A 22,417-nucleotide genomic window follows, 5' to 3' on the forward strand; every position below is an offset into this window, starting at 1 on the left:
GCAGCAGGGAGAACGGCACCGGCGCCGGCGCGAACGCCTTCACCGCCAGGTGCACCAGCAGGGTCGAGTCCTTGCCCCCGGAGAACAGGATCACCGGACGGTCGAACTCGCCGGCCACCTCGCGGAAGATGTGGATGGCCTCGGACTCCAGGGCGTCCAGCGCGTCGAACGCCCGGACCTCCGTCAGCGCGGGCGCTGTCATTGTTCCACCTTCTTGGCGGCCAGTTGGGTACCGGGCGCTCCTGCCGGAGCCGTGGTACTCACTGGTGCAACCCGCACTCGGTCTTGGCCCGGCCGGCCCACCGGCCGGCCCGCTTGTCCTCGCCGGGCAGGGGCTTGCGGGTGCAGGGCGCGCAGCCGATGGACGGGTATCCGGCGTCGACCAGCGGGTTCACCAGGATCCCGTGGTCGGCGATGTAGCGGTCCATGTCTTCGTCGCTCCACGCGGCCAGCGGGTTGATCTTGACCAGTTCGAACTTCTCGTCGTAGGTGATCAGCGGGGTGTTCGCCCGGGTCGGCGCCTCCACGCGGCGCACGCCGGTCACCCAGGCGTCGTAGCGGGCCAGGGTGCGCTCCAGCGGGACCACCTTGCGCAGGAAGCAGCAGCGGTCCGGCTCGCGGGCGAACAGGTCCTTGCCCTCGGCGGCGTCCTGCTCGGCCACCGTCCGGTCGGCGGTGGCGTTGACGATCCGCACGTCGTAGACCGTCTCCACCGCGTCCCGGGTGCCGATGGTCTCGGCGAAGTGGTAGCCGGTCTCCAGGAACAGCACGTCCACCCCGGGCCTGGCCCGTGCGGCCAGCTCGACCAACACCGCGTCCTGCATGTTGGACGCCACGATGAACCGGTCGCCGAAGGTGGCCGCCGTCCAGTCCAGCAGCTCCTCGGCGGTGGCGTCCGGGCCGAGCTCGGACGCGCCCCGCTCGGCCAGATCACGCAAATGCGCGGCAGCGATCACGCCCATCCCTCTGAGCCTTTCGCCCAGAGCCCATCACCTAACCGGTTCGCCGTCATGACCGCTCATCTTGATGAGCAAGATGACGACACGAGCGATCCACCAGGCAGCACCGGCAGCGCCAGGCCTTGGATCCATGAGCATCGAGACTCCATGTCGCGCTCCCCCGTCGAACAGACGACGTGGCCACAGCCCGATTCTTTACTCGCACCGCACCAGTCACGACCGCCGGAGTCGATCTGCGGAACGCGATGCACCGCCGGCCGCAGCAGCAGCCGACGCCGACCGGGGCGATGCTCGGCGTATGGTGCGCGGTTCAGATGATCGACACGCATTGCGCTCTCCGCGTTTCGAGTAGGCGCTTACATTAGAAGAAGCAGCCGTACCTCACCAAACGGTTCGTCAGGTCAGGCCCACACGCCCGGAGCGCCGGACCTCGTGTCCCGCCATCCCTATGAGGTCGAGCCAGTTACTCCGATTCGCGAGTTCGACCTCACCCGGTTCGCCTTCGTTGACGGTCTCGACGCGGTATCCCGATTGGTCTCTCGACCGGACCTCATGGAAATGACACCGACGGAGTTCGAACACTTTGTGCGTCAGGTCTTCGAATCGATGGAGGGCATCCAAGGGTGGACTACCGAGCGCACCGGCGATGACGGCACCGACGCGGTAGTCATCAACCGCAACTCAGTCGTCGGTGGCCTCACGGTCATTCAGGTCAAGCAGTACAGCCGCGTCCTCGGCCTCAACCACATCCGAGAGCTCGTCGGCGCCATGGATGAAAAGCGGCCCGGGCGCGGCATCCTGGTCACGACCTCATGGTTCACGTCCGGCTGCTGGACCAAAGCAAAGGAGAACGGCCGGATCGAGCTGATCGACGGCGCCCGCCTGGTCGCGCTAACCCGTGAAACCCTCGGCAAAGACGTACTGATCAGCGGACCACCAGGAGGCAAGCGCAGAGACCGTCCACCCGCACCCACCTGAACCATCGATTAGGTGCTCCGATCCCGCGACCATCCAGTCTTCGACAAACCGGATTATCGCAGCTCAGAGCACCTTTCGTTACGCCCGGGCATCCACGCCATCAATTTCCGTGAATGGCAGAGGCTAGTATGGCGATGCCGAGCGAGGACACGACCAGACGGCCGTCTGCTGCTGCCCATCTCCGGTCGATGCTGGCGCGCCGGAGCTCGGGGTCGGGCTCGGTCCAGGTCTGGAGGTACTGGTCCTGAACGTCGACCATGGGGGGTGCTCGTGGTGACTCGCTTTCTGGTGAGGGTTGATAAGCGTCGGTCTTGCTGTTTCAAGTGGTCTTGACGAGTCCGCCGTCGATGACGATGTCGGCTCCCAGGACACTGCGCGCTGTGGGGAACGCCAGGAATGTGATCAGCGCGGCGACTTCCTCTGGTTCGGCGATGCGGCCCGAAGCGATGCCGAATGTTTCGGGCATCGCCGCGATGAAGTCGGCGTGGTTCGCGCCGAAGCTTGCCGCGACCTTGGCGCCGAATCCCTCCGGATCACGCCATAGCCCCGTGCCCACAGGACCTGGGGAGACGGTGTTGACTCGCACCCCCTGCGGTCCGAACTCTTCGCTCAGCCGCTTGCCGAACGCCACCAGCGCGGCCTTGGCTTCGCTGTAGCCCACGGGGCCGGTTGCCGGCACGCGGGCATTGATCGACGCAACATTGACGATCACCCCGCGTCGGTCTATAAGACTCGGCAATGCCGCGCGCGATGCCCACACAGCGCTGAACAGATTCAAATCGAACAGGTCTCGCCACTGGTTGTCGTCGGCGTCCAGGAACCCGCCCAGCTTCAGCCGATCGGCATCGCCCGCACCGACGTTGTTGACCAATATGTCTACACCGCCGATCTCTGCGATCGCGGTATCGATGACGTAACGTGCGCCGTCGGGTGTGGACAGGTCTGCCGTTACCGCGGCCACATAACACGTCCTTCGCCAGAGCGTTGGCCGACTACGCGCGCGGACACTCCGGGGCGCGCGTCGTCCTCGTGAGCTACGGACCCGGCAGAGAAATGACAATCGTCGACAAGGTGCCTGCCGACGTCCGCGACCGGACGTCTTTCATCCGCTACCTCCGGCCGGGGAATCCCGACGCACTGTGGCGCTTCCGTCGGGAGGTACGCAGTGCCGCCGGGTTCCCCACGGGTGCAAGCGGCAACATCTCGTAGGCGTTCAGAACCGAACTCGACCTCCGCCACCTGACTGGCGGCCCAGCGCGCCGCCGTCACCGGATTCCGCAGCGCCCAGGCATCAGGGTGATGTTCGGGTGCCGCCGTGTCTGCACCTGTCGCCGGATCCGGAGCGAGGTCGCAGCACGCTGGTGTAGGTGTCGGCGGTGACCGCGATGCTGGAATGGTCCAACAGCGCTTGCACGGTCTTCAACTCATTGGCCGCCGCCAGCGACAAGCTCGCCGCCCGTGACGCAGATCGTGCAACCGGATCGGCGGCAAACCCGCCGAACGCACCAGCTTCACAAACGCCCGGGTCAGGTAGGCCGGGTTCGCCGGCGCCCCGCCCCCGCGCGACACAGAAACTCCGCCCCACCCGCCCCGGAAAGCCGCGTCGCCGCCAGACCGCGAAACATCGCGAATTCCACTTTGCGAGTAGAGCGATCTGCCGGCGGTTGCTCTGAACGGGCGTAGCTGCTGACTCATCGCTAATGGCGAGGCTGCGCGCAGCGAGGTCCGGTTTGACTGCCACGAGCACCTGGGGAGCGATGCCGTGATGATCTCGTTGTGTCCTGAGATACTGCTTGTCCCGGTTCCTCATCCCGTGGTCCCACTGTCGATGACGGCTTCCTGGGCCTCACGATGAAAACTGGGGATGCTGAAGCCGCTCGCGATCTTGGCCGGCTGCGTCAGGAGGAAGGCGATCTCGAGGGAGCGCGGCGCTCCTACGAGCAAGCCATCGCGTTCAGAGACGAGTACTACTCGTCGGCGGCGGCCATCGACCTCGCCGAGCTACTCGCCAGCCAAGGCAACATCGACGCCGCCCACGCCGCCTACCGAATCGCTATCAACTCCAGCGACTACCACGCACCCGGCGCAGCCATCGACCTCGGCAGAATGCTCGCCGAACACGGTGACACCAACGGCGCACGCGCCGCCTACGAAGAAGCCATCGCCTACCAAGACGACATCATGTCGCCACGAGCCGCAATCGACCTCGCCGAACTACACGCCAGCCAAGGCAACATCGACGGCACCTACGCCGCTTGCCGAACTCTGATCGAGGTCGGTCGTCTCGAGAGCGCGGTCAGCGCTGCCACTGACCTGGCACGCGGATTCGAGGAGAAGAACGACTTCGAGGGCGCCCGGATCGCCTATCAGCAGGCCATCGAGATTGCCGGTGGGCCTGACAAGGCATCTGAGGCTGTGTCCCGACTGCGCGGCCTGCAATCTCGCGTGCACCCCAAGCCACGGGATTTGGAAAGGTTGGTTGCCTATGGTCCTGATATCCCGGCGGTGTTCAAACTCGAATCAGATCCTGATCTCGACCTACCACCCGTTGCGGAGACAGCCTCTCTCATTGACCTTCGCGTGGCTGACGTTTCGGTTCTTATCGGCAGCGGTGAGCTTGAGGCGGCCGAAAAGATTCTCGCGCAGTGGTGCTCCGAGGAAGAAAAGTCGGAGTGGGGACCAGCGCAATTCCCGTTCGACCAGCTAGCTCGAACCCAAGGCATGCGCGGAGACTTGCCACGCATGAGAGAAACACTGCGACGGTATCGAGATCTCAACTCCAATACCACCGACCGAGGTCTTGGCCGAGATCTGATGGAATGGCTCGCGAACGAAGAGCAGCCGGGGGCCGACAAGCCCCGGCAGTTCTTCTCCGCAGAAGACAACGGGCCGTTGCACGTAAGTTTCATGGATAGGGCACAATTCTGCGACACTAGCATCTTCTTTCGACCTTTGCCGAACCCAGCATTAGGCGGTGTTCGGTTCGTTCTGGTCGGCGGCCCGATGTGTTTCGTCGACCGACGGGGCGAGCACTCCTGCAGCACTGCGGATTCCATAGACGGGCCGTTGCCGGTGAAGATCGCGGAAGACACCAGCCGAGTCGCCACACTCACGGAGGACCCAGCCTGGACCACTGAGGCCGTTCGCTTGTGCCAACGGCTACTCCTCGCTGCTCAACGTTGCGGTGAGTCGTCCGTGTGGGCTTTTGCGGCTGGATTCGTCAGCAGCAGTTTCAGATCGACGATCAAAGACCTGGGCGAACGGCCACCTAAAAAACTCAAAGTGAACGATCTGGTGCTGCAGAAGCCCCCGCGTGGAACGTGGCTGTATCACCGCGAGCCCTCGACACTGGTGCTGCATCAGCGATCACCGGAGCCGTTGTACCAGTTCGTGGGGAACGCACCGAAGGTTGCGTTGTGGCGTTGGCCAGACCGTAGTGATCTGGTCCTGCAGGCCTGGTGCGACACGCTCGCCTCAGCGTCAGCCGATCCTGTCACGGCGGTGCTGCCCGACACACCTATGCTGCGCGGTTTCGCACGCCGGTACGTCCGACGCGAACGAATGGACCGCATCGAACGAACTTACCTTGAGAACGCCGCCCACTTCGGAGTCGGTGAAGTGCCGAACCAACGTGGCGACGCGTGCTACCTGCGCGTCCACACCAGTCTCGTCATCGATTCCGACGGGACGGAGTGGGATGGAGACCTTCTGACCGCCGCGTTGAACTACCTCGAAACCCACTACCAACTCCGCATCCCTCCATTCGACGCCGTCCGCGATCCTCTACTGACCGAGATTCTTACCGATCACGTCGACCAACTTCGCGAATCCCGTGCCGCTCGGATCGCGTGGCGCCCCGACGAGCTCCAGCGGTTCAACGAGATGCGGAGCTGGTATGCCAGATATCGGGAACAAGGTTCCCGCCTAGATATTTTCAGAATTCACACACCGGTGAGCTACGCGCTATGACGACAGAGAATGAAGAATTGGGCGACATCGTCGAGGATCCGGAGGTCGTTTGGGACCGCGAACGGAGGTGGTTCACCCCAGCGGAAACCACTGCAGCCTGGTTGCGGCAGGGGCGGACGTGTGTCATATGCGGTCGGGAAATGCCGCGTGACCTCATTGAGGGAGACCACATCCAGCCCTGGTCGCAGGGTGGGCTGACCGTCCTCGAGAACCTGCAGGCACTCTGTGTAGCCTGCAACCGGCGCAAGGGGAACTCGGCAGGCCCGCTCATCCGGAGGCCGTCACCCCAGGTGGCTGCGGGGAGCGGTCCCCTACGGCGCTGGCAAACCGAGGCAATGCGCGTTGTTGCCTCCAGCTCGGACCCGCTCCTGATCGAGGCGTGCCCGGGCGCGGGTAAAACCCGTTTCGCACTCGATGCAGCTGCGACGATGATCAGCTCCCGAGAAGTGAACCGTGTGCTCATCGTGGTCCCCACCTCCCGGCTAGTCACGCAATGGGTCGATGCGGCTAACGGCTCCAACGGTGGACCACGTCTCCCCCTCGCGCCGGCAGGTTGGCGCCCCGTCCAGCCGCTCTACGCTCCATGGTGTGGCGGAGTCGTCACCTACCACACGTTGTTTCGGCAAACCACGATGCTGGCCGCGCTCGCCGCTGAACCTGGTTACCGCACACTCGTCATCTTCGACGAGATCCACCATGCCGGAACAGACGGTGGCTGGGGAATGGCTGCCCAGCAAGCATTCCTGCACTCAGCCAAAAGAATCATCAGCCTTTCCGGCACACCCTTCCGGATCAGGGACCCGATCGTCTTCGTGAAGACGGTCGATGGCCGGTCCGTGTGCGATTACAGCTATACGTACGGCGACGCGCTCCGTGACCGGACCTGCCGACCTGTTCATTTCGCCGCGCTGGGCGGGACCGCCACATTTCGCACCCCGGACTCGGCTGAGCACACGGTCACGTTCGATGACGACCTGAGCGAGCGTGGCGAGTCTTACCGGTTGCGAACGGCGCTCGACGCTACCTCCGACGGCGGTCACCTCACCGCGATGCTCGAAGAGGCTGACAGACGCCTCCGGCATCTACGCGCCAGCGGTGACCACGATGCGGCGGGACTCGTTGTCAGCATGGATTGCGATCACGCAGACGCCATCGCCACGATGCTAACCCGAAGCAGCGGTGTGCGTCCGGTCGTCGCGTGCAGCCGGAGCAACAACCCCGACGATCCGGCTCCAGGCCCCGGGATCGCGGCGTTCGTCAACTCCACCAGCCCATGGATCGTGGCCGTGCGGATGGTGTCGGAAGGCGTCGACATCCGCCGGCTGCGCGTGGTCGTGTATGCCACGAACGTCACCGCCGAGCTCTACTTCCGTCAGATCATCGGCCGCGTCGTACGGGTCGACCCCACAAACGGCGCGGACGACCATGGCCTCGTCGTGCTACCAGCCGATCCCGAGCTACTAGCGATGGCGGAGCGGATCGCGGACGAAGCGCCAGGCGCTATCGAGAGGCCACTGATCATCCGAGGTGTACAGGCGGGGCTGGACGGTATAGATCAACCCCGTAACGGCGCATTCCAACCACTCGCCTCGACTGGTGACCTCGAGTTTGTCTTCGACAGCGACGGCCGGCGCGCCGAAGCCACCCTGGTCGCTGCCGCCGAGAAATACATCCAGGTATTCGGCTCGCCCATCTCAGCCTTCGAACTTGCACTGGCGGCCGCGTCTAATCCCGCGATCCGGGAACGACTGCGTACCTACGGCGGCTGAGGCGCGCCGAGAGAGAGAAGGCCGGGGCGTGGCGCACCGAGCTACCACGAGTTGAGGTACCAGCGCTCAGCGAACCCGCCCCGAGCAATCGCCTTCCGGTCCGCATGAGCCGTGACCTCGTCCATGGTCAACCCATTCACCCGGACCAACGCCCGCACGACCTCCAGCACGTCGGCGAGTTCCTCGACAATCGCCGGCCCGGCCGCAGCGGCCAACTCCTCCGGCTCTTCGACGAGCTTGGCGTGCAGTTCTCGGACATACTCAGCCTCGCCGAGCCGGCGCAGGTCAGGGGTACGGCCGCCGGCACGAATGATGTCGGGGATCTTGTCGCGGACCAGCTTGCCCACAGATGTCACACTCCTCGGTCTGGCGACTGATCCGGATCAAGCTCTCGCGCCCGAGTTGTGCCCGAGACGCCAAGACCACCCAGAGCGCAGACCCATTCTCCGCGGTGGCACGACGGACAAACGAGCACTCGCCGCGCCCGAGGCGCGCCCGAGAAGACCGACAGCATGCAACACCGGCCATCACCAGGAGCACGGGCCATAGGACCTGACCAGCCAAAACGGCATCAAGCGAGAAAGATCGACATCCTCCGACAGTTGATCAAGCCGACTCTTAATCAGCGGGCTGGGCAAGCTCCCGTACCGGGGACTGCGTCGGCAGGCTGATCATGCCGGTCGCGATCACCCCGCTGCAGGCCGGCGAACCCGGCGCCGCTCACGGCGGTCATCCGCCTGTAGGCCGGATACAGGCCGTCAGGCCGGTCAGCGTGCAATTTCACCGTTCTGGAACGTCGTATGGCCGTCACAGCGAGCCGACAGTCGCTGTCGCTCCGCGTGAGTAGGGTTCTGCACTAGGGTTGGCCGCATGCACACTCGTTTTGCGCGGGTGTGCAACTTCTACGTTTCCGAGTCCCCCCTCGGACACAGGCACTACCCCTCCAAGGGGTCGGATGCTCGCATCCACCGCCTTGGCGTCGGGGTCGTACACCAGCTCAAGCCGCACGTCGGCATAGATCCTCTGCAAGCGGGCCGGATTCGCCCTGCTCAGCTCCGCTTTGATGTCGCTCACCGAGTCCAGCCGTGCGTACAACTCGGCGTCGGACATCAGGTCCGGCGCCGGACCCACCGCGTCCAGCTCGGCGCGTGCGGCCGCCCGCTGCGCCTGCGCCTCATTGATCGAGTCGACCAGCGCAGCCGGATGCGCACCGGCTTCGATCGCCTCCCGGAGCCCGTGAAGGCGACACCTACACCGAGTACGGAACAAGACGGCCGTGGCAGGAACAGCGGTACCTAACGACATGAAAGCTGTCTACCAGCCACTGGGCCGTAGAGGCCCCGACGCTGCTAAGGCCGTCGGAGATCTCCTCGAACACAGCGAAACAGCCTCGGCCTGCGGTTCGATTCATATTTCGTGACCTCGAAGCGCCGCAAGCCACCCAACCCAAGCTCGCGCACTCAATCTCAAGCCAAGGTCGAGAAGCTCGTGAAGGAAGCGATCAAAGCTGGCGTTGACTCGGGCGACGCTGGCGATCACCCGCCGGACTACGCGCGCCTTCGCAAGATCGCTGACCAACTGCGAACTGTGATCGCCAAGCTTGACCGGGACGGCGGTCAGGAGTCGCTTGAGCGATATGCCAGAGCAGTTCGCGAGCTAATCACCCGAGTCTGCGCAGCAGGCCCACCGGCGGCGCAGTCACGCAACGGTGTGCCAGGACCGGCACCCCTGGGAGACGTTGGCCGTCGGCTCCATCGCACGCCTGACGGGAAAGTCAAGCACGGTCACGGAAGGACTACCCCGAGACTAGCCGTGTCAGCATCCGTGCCCTTAGCGGCGGCTTACCGGAGTCAGGTCGTCGGCGTTAGGCCGGTAGTCGCTTCAGTTGCATGCAAAAATGCATGTCGCTTTTCTGATCCGCAGACCATGGGGGCAGGATTTTCACAGGCACTATCAGTCACAGCTTAAAGGCAGCGTAGAACTGAAGCGCCGAGCGGTAAGGGCTTCCTTCTCCGGTGTCCAGTTGGTCCAGATGCGCATGGATCCGCCAGACGCCAAGATCTCCCCAGTCGACCTATCGCGAGAAGCCTCAATACCATCGACCACTATGAGATCAACATTATCGCGACGACTCCCATGCGCTACCTCGTTGATTGTCAACTCTACGCAATCAATGAGCATCGAACTGCCTTTTACCTCACAGTGACGCTCGACACCATCGACATTTACCGCTAGGTCGTACGCTTTTCCAAGCTCTTTAGGATCCCTGCCGCCGATCCGCCTGTAGTAGTCGAGCGCTACGTCCAAAGCACGGTGCTCAATGGCTACCCGAAGCTTAGGATCTTGAACTCGCGTCGTGCGCCCTGATGGAGCAGACTTCCCACGCGGCTGGAAGTCTTCAACTATATCGACATCTTCCATCTGGTCATCCGCCCTCAACCTTGCCGCAGAGACATCTGGAATTACATCGAACAATTCGACAGGAAACTTCACGAAGTACGCTTGCTGGGTACGTATTTGCGCTCCCGCATAGCGATAAAAGGGGAAGTATATCGGTTCCCCGTATTTCGATTCCAGAATCTCCTTCATTCCCATCAAGTCGTCGAGCAGCGGGAGCAGCGAGGTGAGCGTGGGCTGCGTGCGGAACGCCCGAAAACCGCCAATTGGGACTACCCAACCCTCCCCGGTCCTTGGACCAGACAGTGCACGCCCCGACAGGCCACGGGGTTGCCAGGTGTACTCAGGCACCGTCGTGGTTACACCGACCACGTCCGACCAGCCGACCACTGTGCGGCGTGGGCTCGACCAATGCAGTACCCGATCTCCCGGCTGCACCTAGCTGACCAGGTCGTATGACCAGCGGCCTTCGTCGAGTTTCGGCGCATGCAGATTGCCACCGATGTCCGCTCTGTGGGTGATCTCCATCCAGTACCGCTGATCACTGTGATCCGTCCACCACGTATTTGTCGCCACAAGGGGAAGCTTGCAGCATCTGTGTCCTGTTGAGGAGGGTCTTCCGGCTACTCCCCGATCGCTCTTTCGTCGTCCCATGAGCAGTCGGCGATCGCCTATCCCAAGTGCAACGTTCTCAAGTCAGTCGTTGGAGGGGTCTCCGCGATCGCCGGATGGCACCCCGGAAGCAGGGTCGCCCTGCCCGGGTGCAGGCCCCTGGTCAAGTTCCACCGCACGATATGCCAGCGACCGCTCCATCACCGACCCATGCTCAAGAAACCTCATCAAATCCTTGTTCCGCCTGCGCTCCTCCTCAGTGCTCAAGACGGGCGGCAGGCGCAAGCGGTCATAGAGCTCAAACCGGTTAAGCGTAACGAGCACGCCCAGCGCCCGACCGTACTCGCCAGCGATAACAACCGCTCCACGGTAGGCCAAATACGCGGCAGCGTACGGAACAAGCGCCACCAACAGCCAGAGGCCGTGCCGCGCGAGAAACATCACGGTCAGCCCCGTCGCGATGAAAGCGACGATCGACATGCGCACAGCCAAGTCAAGTTGCGACCGCTGGTCGTTCACATAATCCATGTCCCCAGGCGCCGCTGTCCGCGACAGGAACGGGACAGCCGTTACAGTTGTTATACCGTACGGCCTCCCCACCTCGCGCTCGTAGTAGCGCAGGACATTGCCCAGGCGAGTGGGCATGATCGCATCCAGATTCGGCGGAGCAGCGGCGGTGACCCTGTTGATTTCCTGGCGCACAGCGTGAAGTTCGATGAGCGCACGCTCCGTGCGTATACGGTCCCCGTCTGGAGCGTCCTTCGGGATTTGATCCGTATTGACGATCTGATCTGCGAGCCGCATGGATTCCAGCCGCAGGTCGCGCAGTCGCTTCCAGTGGTGCTTCATCCGAATGAATCGCATTCGACGTGCCAGCCGCGAAATACCCCAGTAGCCCTCCAAGAACTGGACGAACGCGTACTGCACGGGGTGGAGAATGGCTCCCAGAGCGAGGCTTGCAAGTATAAGACCGGCACCTCCGCCGACACTGAGTTCGCCAAAGGTACGCAACGCCGCATTCAGATCCGGCTGGCGGCTCCATGCACCGCTGCCGACCAGCAGCACCACCCAGGAAACCAGCATTGCCGACGGCAACGCGCTTACGAGGCTGAAGTAGCGACCAATCGAGTCCTTGGCGGTGGACCCGAGTTGCGACAGATCGGCCATCGCCTACTCGGGGTGCTCGAACTCGTGGCCAGCGATGCATCTGTACACGTAGCCGCGCCAGTCCGCTCGACTACCGCATTCCGGGCAACGGACCGTCCGACGCACCTCGGCCCCCGGATCGCCTGGTGGCGTGGGTCCCGGCGAGTTACGCATACCGGCTCCGTCCCTCACGTCCCTCCCGACCTGCGGAAATCGTAGGAGGTGACATCGTTCTTGTCAGCCGTCATCTGCATGGAATCATGTCGACTGATGTCCACCAGGGCTCGGCAGGTATCAATCTGGATCTGGCCGCTCGTCGCCATCGTGCTGGTGGCCGTCGCCGGGCAGGTCTTCGGGCTGCTCGGCGCGATCATAACCGCCAGCTCCGCCCTCGCAGCCCTACTCTTCACAGCGGCTGAGTTGCTACGTTCGCGCCGCGCACGGCAGAGCGCCGCAGTCGTCGCAGTCATCGGCGCCGTAGCGGTAATGGCGCTGTTCGCTCTACAGGGTGTCATGCCGTGGTCGCGGACGTCAGCCAGGCCCGGGAACGCCCTGGATTTGCGGGGCCACCGCATTTCAGCCAGTAACCTCACGGGTGATCTTCGCGGCGCGCGTCTCGCCGGCGCTGATCTGTCCGCAGTCAATCTGCATGGACGAGATCTGGCAGGAGTTGACGCACCGGGCACCTCGCTTCGCAACGCAAACTTGGCAGGCGCCTCCCTGCGCGGCGCCGATCTTCGCGGCGCGGACCTCCGAGGGGCTTGTCTGGATACAGCAGATCTCACCGGCGCCGAGCTGAGCGGTGCCGAAATCACCGGCGCGACGATCGCGGTGCCACCCGGAACGCTCGTAACAGGCACTCCTCTCCCGGCAGGCCAACGCGCTCCGAGCTGCGGCTAACCGTTGGCGTGATCCGAGCACAGGCACCAGTCAAGCCAACGGGACACGGGTGAATAATGTGGAACTCGGGCCTCGGACACAGGCACTACCCCTCCAAGGGGTCGGATGCTCGCATCCACCGCCTTGGCCTCGGGGTCGTACACCGGCTCAAGGCGCACATCGGCGTAGATCTTCTGCAAGCGGGCGGGATTCGCCCTGTTCAGCGCCTCTTTGATCTCGCTCAGCGCGTCTAGCCGCGCGTACAGCTCGGCGTCCGACATCAGATCCGGCGCCGGACCCACCGCGCCCAGCTCGGCGCGTGCGGCCGCATGCTGCGCCTGTGCCTCGTTGATCGAGTCGACCAGAGCTTCGGGATGCGCACCGGCCTCGATCGCCTCCCGGAGCCTCCGCAGCCGCGTCTCTGCCTCGGCAAGGCGCTTCTTGATCCCCTGGTGCGCGCTCGTGTCGCCGGCTCGCCGATCTTGGTCGGCCAGCAGAGCGGCAACAGTTTGATCACGGTTCTTGGGGGTGATTCATCGCGAGACCCTTGGGCAACGCCGGAAAACTCACCCCGGTACGTACTGTGGATCGCCTCAGCCGGTCAGATCGAGCACTGCGTCACTTTCGCCAGTTCGCCGCCACGCACAAAGCCCGCCACGGGACTTACCGGGCATTGTGCGGCGCCCAATTCACGTCGGCAGCACCCAGAAGCACACCACTGTGGCCCCAATGCTGTGACTGCGCACACCGACTCCGTCGATGGACCGAAACCTGGCACGCGGCACGCGTGACCACACGGAAACGGATCCACTTCCCGCGCATACGCCCGGGAAAATCAACGGATCTGCCTCGTCGTGGGGCCTGCGAACCCGGCGAGCGGCCCTAACTGCAGGAGACGACACGTCGCTACTACACCCAATCAGCCAGCTCGCCACCAGCGCCTAAATCTGATGGGACGCGCAAACCACATTGACTTTCGGTGTCCGGCGGTGGCCCGTGGCGAACCCACCAGGCAGCCTTGGTCAGTTGGTCGACTCCTGGTCACCACCGCTGGAGCCTGATCAATCGCATGGAGTAAAGACTTTTGGCACCTCCGCAAGTATCCTATCCATCTTATCGCCACACCCGTCAAGAACCCGGAGAAAAAGCATGGAGCCAGAGACAGAAACTGAGACCATCAAGGCTGAGTTTCGCAATCGGCTCGGTTTTCCGATCGACCTAGCTGCTCGGGGCAGCGGCGGTGAAAGAATCTACGTCATCACAGTTCCAAGGGAACACGCTCAAGCCGCCTCGGATATCGCGTTAACACTTGAGCAAGAACTTAAAAATGACTCCTTTCAAGTTTTCATGACAGTAAGAGCCGCACCTGACAACGTAGCGCCACCTGCGGGACCTGTGCGCGATTTGAGAGATAGTCGAATAGATGCGCTCATACAACTGCTGTCTTCGCGCTCAAGAGTATCCGAAAAGCAACCGAGCCTCTCCTATATTCCGAGAAATACTGCTAGTTTAGCGGCTACGTTTGGCCCCCGGCATACTTTGGTATTCGGAAGACGAGGCGCCGGCAAGACCGCACTTTTGGTCGAGTCCCGAAAGGCTGTTTCCAACGACTCAACCACTGTATGGATTAACGCGCAGCCTCTAGGCCCACTGGGCTTAAATAGAACCTTTATCCGGATTGTAATCGACATAATCGACTCGCTGAAGGATGCATCACGACTAAGGCGGTTGAACTCTTCCGAGTTTTTTAGGGACCTGGAATTAGTCCACCAGGCATTGGCGGAACTGTATATCGCACCAGAGCCGAAGTTCTCCCAGATTAATACACTCCTTCCTGACGTTCAACGAGCAATTAGAAGAGCCACAAATAGCATGGATAACATGTTATTTGTATTTATTGATGACTTCCACTATGTGCCAAGGCATTACCAGGCCGACTTGCTGAACCTCCTTCACTCATGCACCAGGGATGCAAACACCTGGCTCAAGATTGCCTCAATTAAGCATCTGACACACTGGTATCGGCCAAATCCTCCAACGGGACTCCAGACCGATCACGATGTAATTCTAGTTGAACTAGATCTCAGCCTTCAGAATCCCCGAGAAACTGTGGGCTTTCTGAACGACATGTTCACCTCCTACTGTCAGTACGCCGGGATCGCCACGATCAGCAACATTATAAATCGTCCAGCGGTAGATCGGTTGGCATTTGCAAGCGGCGGAGTTCCGCGAGATTTTCTCGTGCTCGCGTCATCCTCTATCGGAAAGGCGCGAGGAAGATCTGGCCGCACTGTTGGGATTACCGACGTTAATCAGGCTGCAGGCGATATAGCAAAAATTCGAATAGACGAACTGGAGACAGATCTAGGTTCGAATATCGGAGCTTCCAGGCAGACTACAAATGCATTCTATCGACTTCGAGCATTTTGCGTGGACGAGAAGAATTATACCTATTTTAGAATTGACTTTAGAGATAAAGACGAGAACACCAGTGAGTACGACGTACTTACGCGTCTACTTGAAACTAGGCTGATACACCTCGTCGACCCTGCCGTTTCTGACATCGAGGTGGCAGGAGAGAAAAGTGAATGCTACACATTGGACTTGAGTCAGTATTCAGGGTATCGGCTCAAACAAAACCTCAGAGTCTTGGACTTCCAAGAAGGTCAGCTGGCAGCCAAGAGAACGAGGCCCCGAACAAATTCCGAGAGCGCGCAAGGGGCACCCTTGGTGGTAGCTGAGTCGTCTCGGCAAGTGTTACAAATCCTTCGCGTGGCGCCTGTTTTCAAGCTGTCTCGTTTCGAGGACTTAGTTAAAGCGCAAGATCCGGTGATTGACGAGGTCAACAAGCTGATCGACTCACAACATTCTACGGTCTCTATTGGAGAACTCGTGGTAAATTTGGGTCGACCCTTTGGGGAGGTATCTGCAGCAATAGAAGAACTGCTGAAGCAGGGGAAAGTTCTGGCCGTGGATGCCGATGGCGTTACTGCGTATAAACGGCTGCGGTGACGAGGGTTGGCCGCGATGACCTACCTTATTGCCGTAATTAGTTCACTAATTGTCACGAATATTGAGCTGAGCCTGCGCGGGAGGCGCGCCCCGTTCGGGGACGTTAAACTGAAAGCATTTTGGTGGTGGAGTACGGTAGTTATATTGGATTGCGGTATTTCTGTGGCTGTTGTCGCAGGTCTCGTTCAAGCCAAGACAGCTGAGACTGGGGTAGTCGCTTCTAATGACCCTTGGGTGCTGGGGTTAATGATCGGAACCTTCGCGCCACTGGCCTTACGCAGTCCCATCCGTGAAACCCCAGTCAGAGGACAGAATGCCAAAGTTGGCCTCACATATTACTACGACGTCTGGCGACTATATTGCCTATATGCCCTAGATGAGCGGTTCACTCGACTTTTCAGAAAAGAGGTTAGAGAAACGCGCACTTTATGGATGGCAAACGGAGTGCACTCACGCTTCATTCTAGCCGAGCTGGAGGCTCAACTTGAGAATCACCTAACTATATCAGAGGAAACCAAAAGCGAAACCTTGCACCATGCAAACGCGGCGCTTACCCTTCCAGATGAAGAGTTAAAGATGGAAGCATTGATTAAAGTACTGAAAGACGGTAGATTTTCCGCCGTATTAGACAACCTAGACTCGGCGAATCTCACTATGGTTCGCGAATGGGAAATGCGGACAGAGAAAGCGGTCGAAATAGATTTAGGGGTCGAATGGACTGAATTGCCGACGGACGACCCTTCCGACGCGTGACCCTTCCCGCAGGTCAGGGGCGGCACCAACCCATTACTCAGCACCCGCCCCTGAGTCAGCCTGTGACGCCACCAGCGCGGCAATCGTTGGCATCGCGAGCCCTTACCGGTTAGCGAGTAGATGACCGAAGCTGACAAATCAGCTCAAGTCGAAGATCCCGGTAGAGCCGTTCCAGGCTCTCTGGTTTGCCCTCCCTAAGCTTCCGGCCGACGTCGCCGAGCGGCTCGACCATGGCGCATACCTCGGCCTCGGTCACCGCATCGGGCGCGAGTGCGCCGGCCAGATCGGCTCGTGCGGCTTCCCCGTTGGGCCTTGCGCCTGGTTGATCGCGTCGACGAGGGCAACCGGCTCGATCCCGGCAGCGACGGCATCCTGAAACCGCCGAAGCTTGGCCTCTGCCTCGGCGAGCGGCTTCTCCACTGGCTCCTATTCGACCTCTCACGGTGGGAGCTCTTAGTTACGTGGCAGGGTAAAGCATGGCGGGCGCCATTCGATCTCCCCGTGCTGCGAAGAATAGTAGAGGCATGTCAGCATCAACGCTGCATTATCGGCACCATGCCCGAAAGGGAGTTTTTTCCTATTGGCCTCGTAGAACTCGAAATTCACCGCCTGTCCGCCGTTCGCCAGCGTCGAGAAATCCATCCCCAGCAGTCTACAAACGTACAAGAACTCCTTGTTCCCGCCTACCTTTCCGGCGAGATATTCGTAGAGGCGCGCGCAAATATCCAGCATTGCGCACCCCTTCTCAGTAACCTGAATCAGTCCAAGTGCATTTTCCTCCCGCGATACCATCCCGGCCGATTCCAGCCTTAGAAGTTCTTCTTTTAAGGCTGGGATTCCCATCCGGTAACGTTTTGAGGCATTCGTATAGTTGTCGAGGTATCCGTCGTTATCGATCCGACTAAGAATCCAGACCGGAGAACCCACGCGGCCGGAGCTGGCGAAGTTCCTCACGTCTTGCGCTGTGATGCCTCCCAACGCGACCTGCAGAAGAAGATCCTGATAGATGTCGCGCCGGAGCCCGTCACGCACTACTTCGCGAGCGCGCTCATCGTCGGCGTCAAAATCGGCGGGAACTCGAAAGATCCTTAGCTTAGAGAGGCTCACACGCAGAGAGGTGTTCCTGTAGTCTCGGATGATTTCATCCACACGGTCACGGTTCTTCATAGAATCTCGCACGACGTATACCGCCGCGGATGCCTCGCCGTCAGTCAGCAGAGTTCTCAGGTCTTTGTCAATTCCATCTCGATCGTGTTTCCAGAGCGTCTGTCCTGAAACGGCGCGAGTCCAGTCGCGCGTAAGGTTGCATGCGAAGTCGAAACGCTTACGTCCAGATTCCAAGCACGAGAAGAGTTGGGCGTTGGCCGACTCTTCCATGATTCTGATTGCCGTCTCTGACAGGAATGCGTGCTCGGCAGATTCGGCCATGTATCCCCCTTGAAGATGTCACGTAGCGACGATAACCGTGAACGGTAGCGGTTGCCTCTGACGCTGAGATCACTGCTGCAGCAGCGAGTCGGACGGCGAGCACGAGCCATGGAGGTTGTACACCGTGGCCGCACAGACACTCAGAGGCCTATTCGCGATCATGTCTGGCTCCCTTGGGCGGCCCCGACTAGAAGGCACGCTCCTTCGAGGTGAAGTCGGCTTCGGAGTGCCCAAGGCCGCTCTGCCGTGCCGAAGGCGGCGGGAATTGGCGCAACTCGACCCTCGGACACCAACTTTATTCACCCGTGTACCCAAGCCAATGCGCAGCTCAGCGGAATCTTCGGCCGGGAAGTACCGAACCTGCAGGTCAGCGTTCGAGTAGAGGTTCGCGAGCCTGGTGGGATTCTTCTCGGACACCGCCGCGTCCACGTCCCCGAGTGCGTCGACCATCGCGTAGACCTCGGCATCGGTGATCAGGTCCGGCGACGGCGTGCCGTCCAACTCGGCACGGGCCGCGGCTCGTTCCTTCTGCGCGGCGTTGGTCACTTCGACCAGCGCTGCCGGGTCGATCCCGGACGCGATGGCAGCTTGGAACCTGCGCAGCTTCGCCTCGGCGTCAGACCTCTGACCAAACGTGAAACCACGTTGCTGGTCGTGCGAGTCGTGCTGATGGCCGTCTGCCTCCGAGAGCTGGCGCGTGGCGCGATGCGATCTGTGGTGCTCACGTGGCGAGCCTCGGGACTCAGCTCGCTCCCACGTGCTCGACCCGGGTGAATAATGTGCAACTCCGGCCTCGGACACCAGGTTGTTGCGCACTCGCTACATCTTCCGTATCCGTGTTCAAGCGTCTTTGGGCACGCTCGCGCGGCGTGTCGTGACACCCGCCGGTGCCCAAGCATGGGGCGCTCGCGGTGACCGGCCAGACGGCCGGCCCGGTGATCGCGCCGGTCAGGATCCCGAGCTCGACCGTCATCCGGGGACCGTCGTGGGCGGGCCGGCGTTGCTTCGGCGACCACCGCCTCCATTGGCGGCGACCAGCGGATCTTCTGGTTATCTCACTGGTCTGTCGGGTGATTTCTCTCATCGTTTTGTCGTTTCCTTGGTCGGTGGCCGTTCGGCGAATCCCCGGGTGGGCGTCCGTGCCAGGCAGCGGACACGACACGGGTGCTTAGTGCACCGGCGTCCAATCTGGCGGCGTTGGTATCGCCCTCGACTCGGTGACCTGCGTGTTAGGAACCGTCAGGCGGAACAGGAGCGATCCGCAGGTGCCGACGCCGTGCCGGTGATGCGGTGCCGTCGAAAGGTGTCGGGTCCGTTGGGTCCGGCTCGGGGTGATCATGTCGGTTTGGGGGTGGCGGCTGTAATGCCAGGGTGGCGTGCACGTGCTGGGTGCAGGGGTATTCCACGTGCTGGGTCCCGCTGCATCCCAGGCACTGGCCGTGCTCGCCGCGTTGATGCCGGGCAAGGACCCCTTCGGCGGAGCCGGTGGCACGAAGGAACCTGGTCAGCGGGTGCTCCGCCAGAAAGGGGGCGAGGTGCGACGCGGGCGCGGCCGCAGCTCTCAGCGCCGGTTTCCGCGCTGATTCTGGGACCGGGATGCCGAGCATCCCGGTGTCTGATCGCCAGGAGGACTCAGCGGCCTCGGTTCCGTCGGTGCTGTGGTCGAGGTAGCGGCTGATGCAGACGGTGTGATCGGCGAACCGTTCGTAGCAGCGTGCCAGCGTGGTGATCTGCGTCCCGGTCTGCGCGGGATAGTGCGGAGTGGCGCGGTTGAGGGTGTCGAGCAGGTGTTGTTGGAGCCAGTCGAGTTCGTCATTCACCCGTTGCAGCGCGGGCAGATACGTGCCGACCGGGGCGGCGAGGGTTTGTTCGAGATGGCGACCCGACCGCATCGCGAGCTGGCTCATTCGAGTGAGCGGTTCGCGCAGCGCGGCGGGTAGCGCCGGCTGGGGGTGACGCTCGCGGGCGATGTCGGCGACCTGGCAGGCCAGCTCACCCATCCGCACGATCTTGTGCGCGGCGGTCATCGCGGTGGCCATGATCCGGCGGTCGGCGAGCACCGGCGGGTGCGCCTGAGGGGTGCAGGTGCTTCGCGCGCACTGGGTGCCGCGTTGCGCAATCTGTGCGTGTGCGGTGATGACCCGCTCGGCGAGGGTCAGGTCTGTCCGGATGACCGCGTGGCTGGCGTCTTGCATCGACCGGCACACCAACCCGCACATGATGGCCAGCTCATCGCCCACATGGGCGGTGACGTCGTGACGCTGCTCACGCACTCGGAAGACTCTAGAGGTATGCCGACCGCCGCTGCCATCGACCCGAGCAGCGGTAACGGCGACGATCACCCGGCGCCCGGCGAAACCGTGGTCCCGCCCACACCGGGCGGGGCCGGCCGTGCACCACGCCACTGGTCTCGGTGGGCAATGGGACCGGTCGATCTGGTGTCCCCCGTCGGTAGTACGTTATGGCCAAGGATTGCTCAGCGTGAGCGTTCGGCCACCTAGCGGGAGATCTCGATGGCAGCCCAGGTGCGGGCACGAGCTGTCACGCGGCTGCTGGAAGGTGTGTGCACGCTGCTGTGGGGATTCCCACCGCGTCTGATCGCGCCCGCCGTGGGGCAACTTGGCCCGTGGCGTGCGTTGGGCTGGTTCCTGGGCAACATGCCGCGCTACGAGCGCACGCTGGCCACGTTCGGGCCGATCCGCACGCACCTGCTGTGCGTGGCCATCTCCCTGGTCAACGGCTGCCAGTACTGCACCCACGGCCACGCCCGCGCACTGGAGCTCGCCTACCTGCGCGAGCACGACCGGCTGTTCCCGCTCGACGAGCTTGGCTTCGCCCGGCTGTGCGGACTGGGGCCGGCCGCCATCCGTCACGACCTGGTCCACGCCGCCCAGCGAGCAGGACTGCACCGTGACGTCCGCGCTCTGGAACGCGCCCTGACCCTGGTGGGCGCCGAGCAGCTGGGCGCCACCGACGAAGACGACCTGCGCATCATCCACCTGGTCCGCATGTTCGGGGTGCTCACCTCGGTCGGCATCCGTCACCGGCTCGCACCCGACGAAGCACACTCCCCGCTGAACCGAGATCACCTGCTCAAACAACGCTACGACGCCCTACGAGCAACGTACGGATGATGGACGGGCCAGGACCAGAAGCGCACCCGTCGTCACACGGGTCGCCGTGAGGCGCAGCCGCTCCCGCGACGCGGTCCATCCTGCGACCGCGGACAGTGATCGCGCGAAATCTACCGGTCAGCGGGACTTGGTCGACCCCGACTCGAGATCCAAGGCGGAGGTGAGGCCAATGATCAGCAGAAGGGGGGCACCCGCTATGGGCTGGTCATCACCGCGGTGACGCTGGTGATCGCCAGTGGCTACGTGTGGCTGCGCTACTTCGCGTTGGCCGGCTGAGCTGGTGCCGGTGAGGGTGATGGCCCGAGCCCCGGGTCAACCCGGGCGGTTGAGCAGGACCTCGAGCAGGTGCGCGGCGGTGACCACGCCAACGAGTTCCCCGTTGTCGATGACGACCACGGCGGGGCTGTGCAGCCGGGCCATCAACGCGGCGCATTCGACCACGGTGTCGTGCGGTTCCACGGCGGCCAGCTCGACCCGCTGGTGGACCGGCCGCATCAGATCCGCCACTCGTTTGCGCCCGAGACCCTCGGTACACAGCCGGTCGGCGCTGGCCTCGTCGACCACGCCGGCCAGCGAGGGATCATCCAGCACCGGTTCGGGGACCACCGCGCGCAGCACGTCCGAGGCGGGCAGCAACGCCACCGGACGTTGCTGGTGGTCCAGGACCGCGATGCCGGGCAGGCGCCGTTCGGCAATCAGCCGCGCCGCCTCCAACGCCGCCGAGTCGACGGTGACCGTGGGCAGCGGCTGAGCCAAGTCACGAGCTTTCACCCCCCACACCCTATGCCCGCCCCCGACCCGTGGGAGGCGTCCGCACCCGGCCGGGACGTGTTCTTCGTGATCCCCGGGTTCCTGATCACCGGGCAGCTGGTGCGGGCCGCCGCGCGAGCAGCACAACGCCCGGTTCGCCCGCTCCTGAACACGGGCGTCGTTCGCGACCTACCGGCCGCCGACGAACCAGCAGAACACGGCCGGCACCCCGATCGCGATCACGAACACCGCCAGGATCATCGAGGCGACCGGCGTGTGCAGCGAACCCCCGACCATCCCCAACAGCCCCGTCACCAGCAACAGCGACAACCACCCCGGCCACGCCGGTACCCACAACCGCACCGACGTCCACCGGTCCTCGACACGAGCCAGTTCGGACGCGCGGAACTCGTTCTCGATCGCGGCGAACACCCGTTGCTCCCGGCCAGACAACGGAACCGGTTCGTCCGGTCGCGGAGGAGACGGTGCGGTCATGGCCGGCGACCTTTCGCGCTCGTCGAAGCCGACTGCCGACCAGACTTCCCGGCGCACCCGTCCGCACCATAGAACGGGGCCGGCGCCGCTGGCTACCGCCACCAGCGGCATCCCCAGCCGCAACCAGCGATGACCG

At 62.6% G+C, this 22,417-nt stretch carries 19 protein-coding genes and 1 pseudogene; 7 read left to right on the forward strand and 13 right to left on the reverse strand.

All coding sequences use genetic code 11. From position 1 onward, the window contains the following. Together ABEB12_RS23280 and ABEB12_RS23285 are read right to left on the reverse strand one after the other, a co-directional pair. Positions 1–202 (reverse strand): annotated as a pseudogene (locus ABEB12_RS23280) (sulfate adenylyltransferase subunit CysD); the annotation flags it as partial. A gap of 58 nt (positions 203–260) precedes the next feature. Further along, positions 261–962, reverse strand: a complete 702-nt coding sequence (locus ABEB12_RS23285) for a phosphoadenylyl-sulfate reductase (RefSeq protein ID WP_185065985.1) — start codon at positions 960–962, stop codon at positions 261–263. A 429-nt stretch (positions 963–1,391) separates the two neighbouring features. Between ABEB12_RS23285 and ABEB12_RS23290 the strand changes: the two genes are divergently transcribed. Further along, on the forward strand, positions 1,392–1,937 hold the full coding sequence (locus tag ABEB12_RS23290) for a restriction endonuclease (RefSeq protein ID WP_185065984.1): 546 nt from the start codon (positions 1,392–1,394) through the stop codon (positions 1,935–1,937). Positions 1,938–2,256: 319 nt separating this feature from the next. Here ABEB12_RS23290 and ABEB12_RS23295 read toward each other — a convergent pair whose 3' ends face one another. Beyond that, a complete protein-coding gene (locus ABEB12_RS23295) occupies positions 2,257–2,898 on the reverse strand; it encodes an SDR family oxidoreductase (protein ID WP_221498811.1) in 642 nt (213 codons plus the stop codon). A gap of 890 nt (positions 2,899–3,788) precedes the next feature. Here ABEB12_RS23295 and ABEB12_RS23300 point away from each other — a divergent pair. Together ABEB12_RS23300 and ABEB12_RS23305 are read left to right on the forward strand one after the other, a co-directional pair. Then, positions 3,789–5,906 carry a tetratricopeptide repeat protein gene (locus ABEB12_RS23300; RefSeq protein ID WP_185065982.1) on the forward strand — a complete coding sequence of 706 codons (2,118 nt, stop codon included), beginning with the start codon at positions 3,789–3,791 and terminating at the stop codon, positions 5,904–5,906. Continuing rightward, positions 5,903–7,675 (forward strand): DEAD/DEAH box helicase family protein, encoded by a 1,773-nt coding sequence (locus tag ABEB12_RS23305; protein ID WP_425572266.1) that lies wholly within the window; start codon positions 5,903–5,905, stop codon positions 7,673–7,675. Before ABEB12_RS23300 ends, ABEB12_RS23305 begins: the two co-directional genes overlap by 4 nt. Positions 7,676–7,716: 41 nt before the next feature. Here ABEB12_RS23305 and ABEB12_RS23310 read toward each other — a convergent pair whose 3' ends face one another. The 4 genes from ABEB12_RS23310 to ABEB12_RS23325 form a co-directional block, all read right to left on the reverse strand. Continuing rightward, positions 7,717–8,022, reverse strand: a complete 306-nt coding sequence (locus ABEB12_RS23310; protein ID WP_185065981.1) for a pyrophosphohydrolase domain-containing protein — start codon at positions 8,020–8,022, stop codon at positions 7,717–7,719. A 1,606-nt stretch (positions 8,023–9,628) separates the two neighbouring features. Continuing rightward, a complete protein-coding gene (locus ABEB12_RS23315; RefSeq protein ID WP_185065980.1) occupies positions 9,629–10,264 on the reverse strand; it encodes a protein NO VEIN domain-containing protein in 636 nt (211 codons plus the stop codon). Positions 10,265–10,768: 504 nt separating this feature from the next. Beyond that, positions 10,769–11,851, reverse strand: coding sequence for a hypothetical protein (locus ABEB12_RS23320; protein ID WP_185065979.1), 1,083 nt, complete (start codon positions 11,849–11,851; stop codon positions 10,769–10,771). Between the two features lie 167 nt (positions 11,852–12,018). Then, positions 12,019–12,204 (reverse strand): hypothetical protein, encoded by a 186-nt coding sequence (locus tag ABEB12_RS23325; RefSeq protein WP_185066233.1) that lies wholly within the window; start codon positions 12,202–12,204, stop codon positions 12,019–12,021. Between the two features lie 139 nt (positions 12,205–12,343). Between ABEB12_RS23325 and ABEB12_RS23330 the strand changes: the two genes are divergently transcribed. From ABEB12_RS23330 to ABEB12_RS23340, 3 genes are all read left to right on the forward strand, one after another. Then, positions 12,344–12,730: a pentapeptide repeat-containing protein gene (locus ABEB12_RS23330; RefSeq protein ID WP_345703101.1), complete on the forward strand. Its 387-nt coding sequence runs from the start codon at positions 12,344–12,346 to the stop codon at positions 12,728–12,730. 1,128 nt (positions 12,731–13,858) lie between these two features. After that, a complete protein-coding gene (locus ABEB12_RS23335; RefSeq protein WP_185065978.1) occupies positions 13,859–15,721 on the forward strand; it encodes an ORC-CDC6 family AAA ATPase in 1,863 nt (620 codons plus the stop codon). 15 nt (positions 15,722–15,736) lie between these two features. Then, the gene (locus tag ABEB12_RS23340; protein ID WP_185065977.1) at positions 15,737–16,474 is read left to right on the forward strand and encodes a hypothetical protein; all 738 of its coding nucleotides are present in this window, start codon (positions 15,737–15,739) and stop codon (positions 16,472–16,474) included. Between the two features lie 252 nt (positions 16,475–16,726). Here the strand turns inward: ABEB12_RS23340 and ABEB12_RS23345 are convergent, their stop codons facing one another. The 4 genes from ABEB12_RS23345 to ABEB12_RS23360 all read right to left on the reverse strand — a co-directional run bounded on the left by ABEB12_RS23345 (position 16,727) and on the right by ABEB12_RS23360 (position 20,175). After that, a complete protein-coding gene (locus ABEB12_RS23345; protein ID WP_185065976.1) occupies positions 16,727–16,894 on the reverse strand; it encodes a hypothetical protein in 168 nt (55 codons plus the stop codon). Between the two features lie 33 nt (positions 16,895–16,927). Beyond that, positions 16,928–17,902 carry a hypothetical protein gene (locus tag ABEB12_RS23350; RefSeq protein ID WP_185065975.1) on the reverse strand — a complete coding sequence of 325 codons (975 nt, stop codon included), beginning with the start codon at positions 17,900–17,902 and terminating at the stop codon, positions 16,928–16,930. 69 nt (positions 17,903–17,971) lie between these two features. Next, positions 17,972–18,718, reverse strand: coding sequence for a hypothetical protein (locus tag ABEB12_RS23355; protein WP_185065974.1), 747 nt, complete (start codon positions 18,716–18,718; stop codon positions 17,972–17,974). Positions 18,719–19,131: 413 nt separating this feature from the next. After that, positions 19,132–20,175 carry a PhoU domain-containing protein gene (locus tag ABEB12_RS23360; RefSeq protein ID WP_185065973.1) on the reverse strand — a complete coding sequence of 348 codons (1,044 nt, stop codon included), beginning with the start codon at positions 20,173–20,175 and terminating at the stop codon, positions 19,132–19,134. A 240-nt stretch (positions 20,176–20,415) separates the two neighbouring features. On the opposite strand from ABEB12_RS23360, the gene ABEB12_RS23365 reads away from it, so the two are divergent. Next, positions 20,416–21,036 carry a hypothetical protein gene (locus ABEB12_RS23365; RefSeq protein ID WP_185065972.1) on the forward strand — a complete coding sequence of 207 codons (621 nt, stop codon included), beginning with the start codon at positions 20,416–20,418 and terminating at the stop codon, positions 21,034–21,036. Positions 21,037–21,348: 312 nt separating this feature from the next. On the opposite strand, the gene ABEB12_RS23370 is transcribed toward ABEB12_RS23365, so the two are convergent. Further along, positions 21,349–21,807, reverse strand: coding sequence for a CBS domain-containing protein (locus ABEB12_RS23370; RefSeq protein ID WP_185065971.1), 459 nt, complete (start codon positions 21,805–21,807; stop codon positions 21,349–21,351). Positions 21,808–21,975: 168 nt separating this feature from the next. Next, a complete protein-coding gene (locus ABEB12_RS23375) occupies positions 21,976–22,281 on the reverse strand; it encodes a DUF3040 domain-containing protein (protein WP_185065970.1) in 306 nt (101 codons plus the stop codon). Positions 22,282–22,417 lie beyond the last annotated feature (136 nt).

The sequence above is a fragment of the Actinospineispora eucalypti genome, assembly GCF_039543365.1.
GTDB classification, from domain to species: domain Bacteria; phylum Actinomycetota; class Actinomycetes; order Mycobacteriales; family Pseudonocardiaceae; genus Pseudonocardia; species Pseudonocardia eucalypti.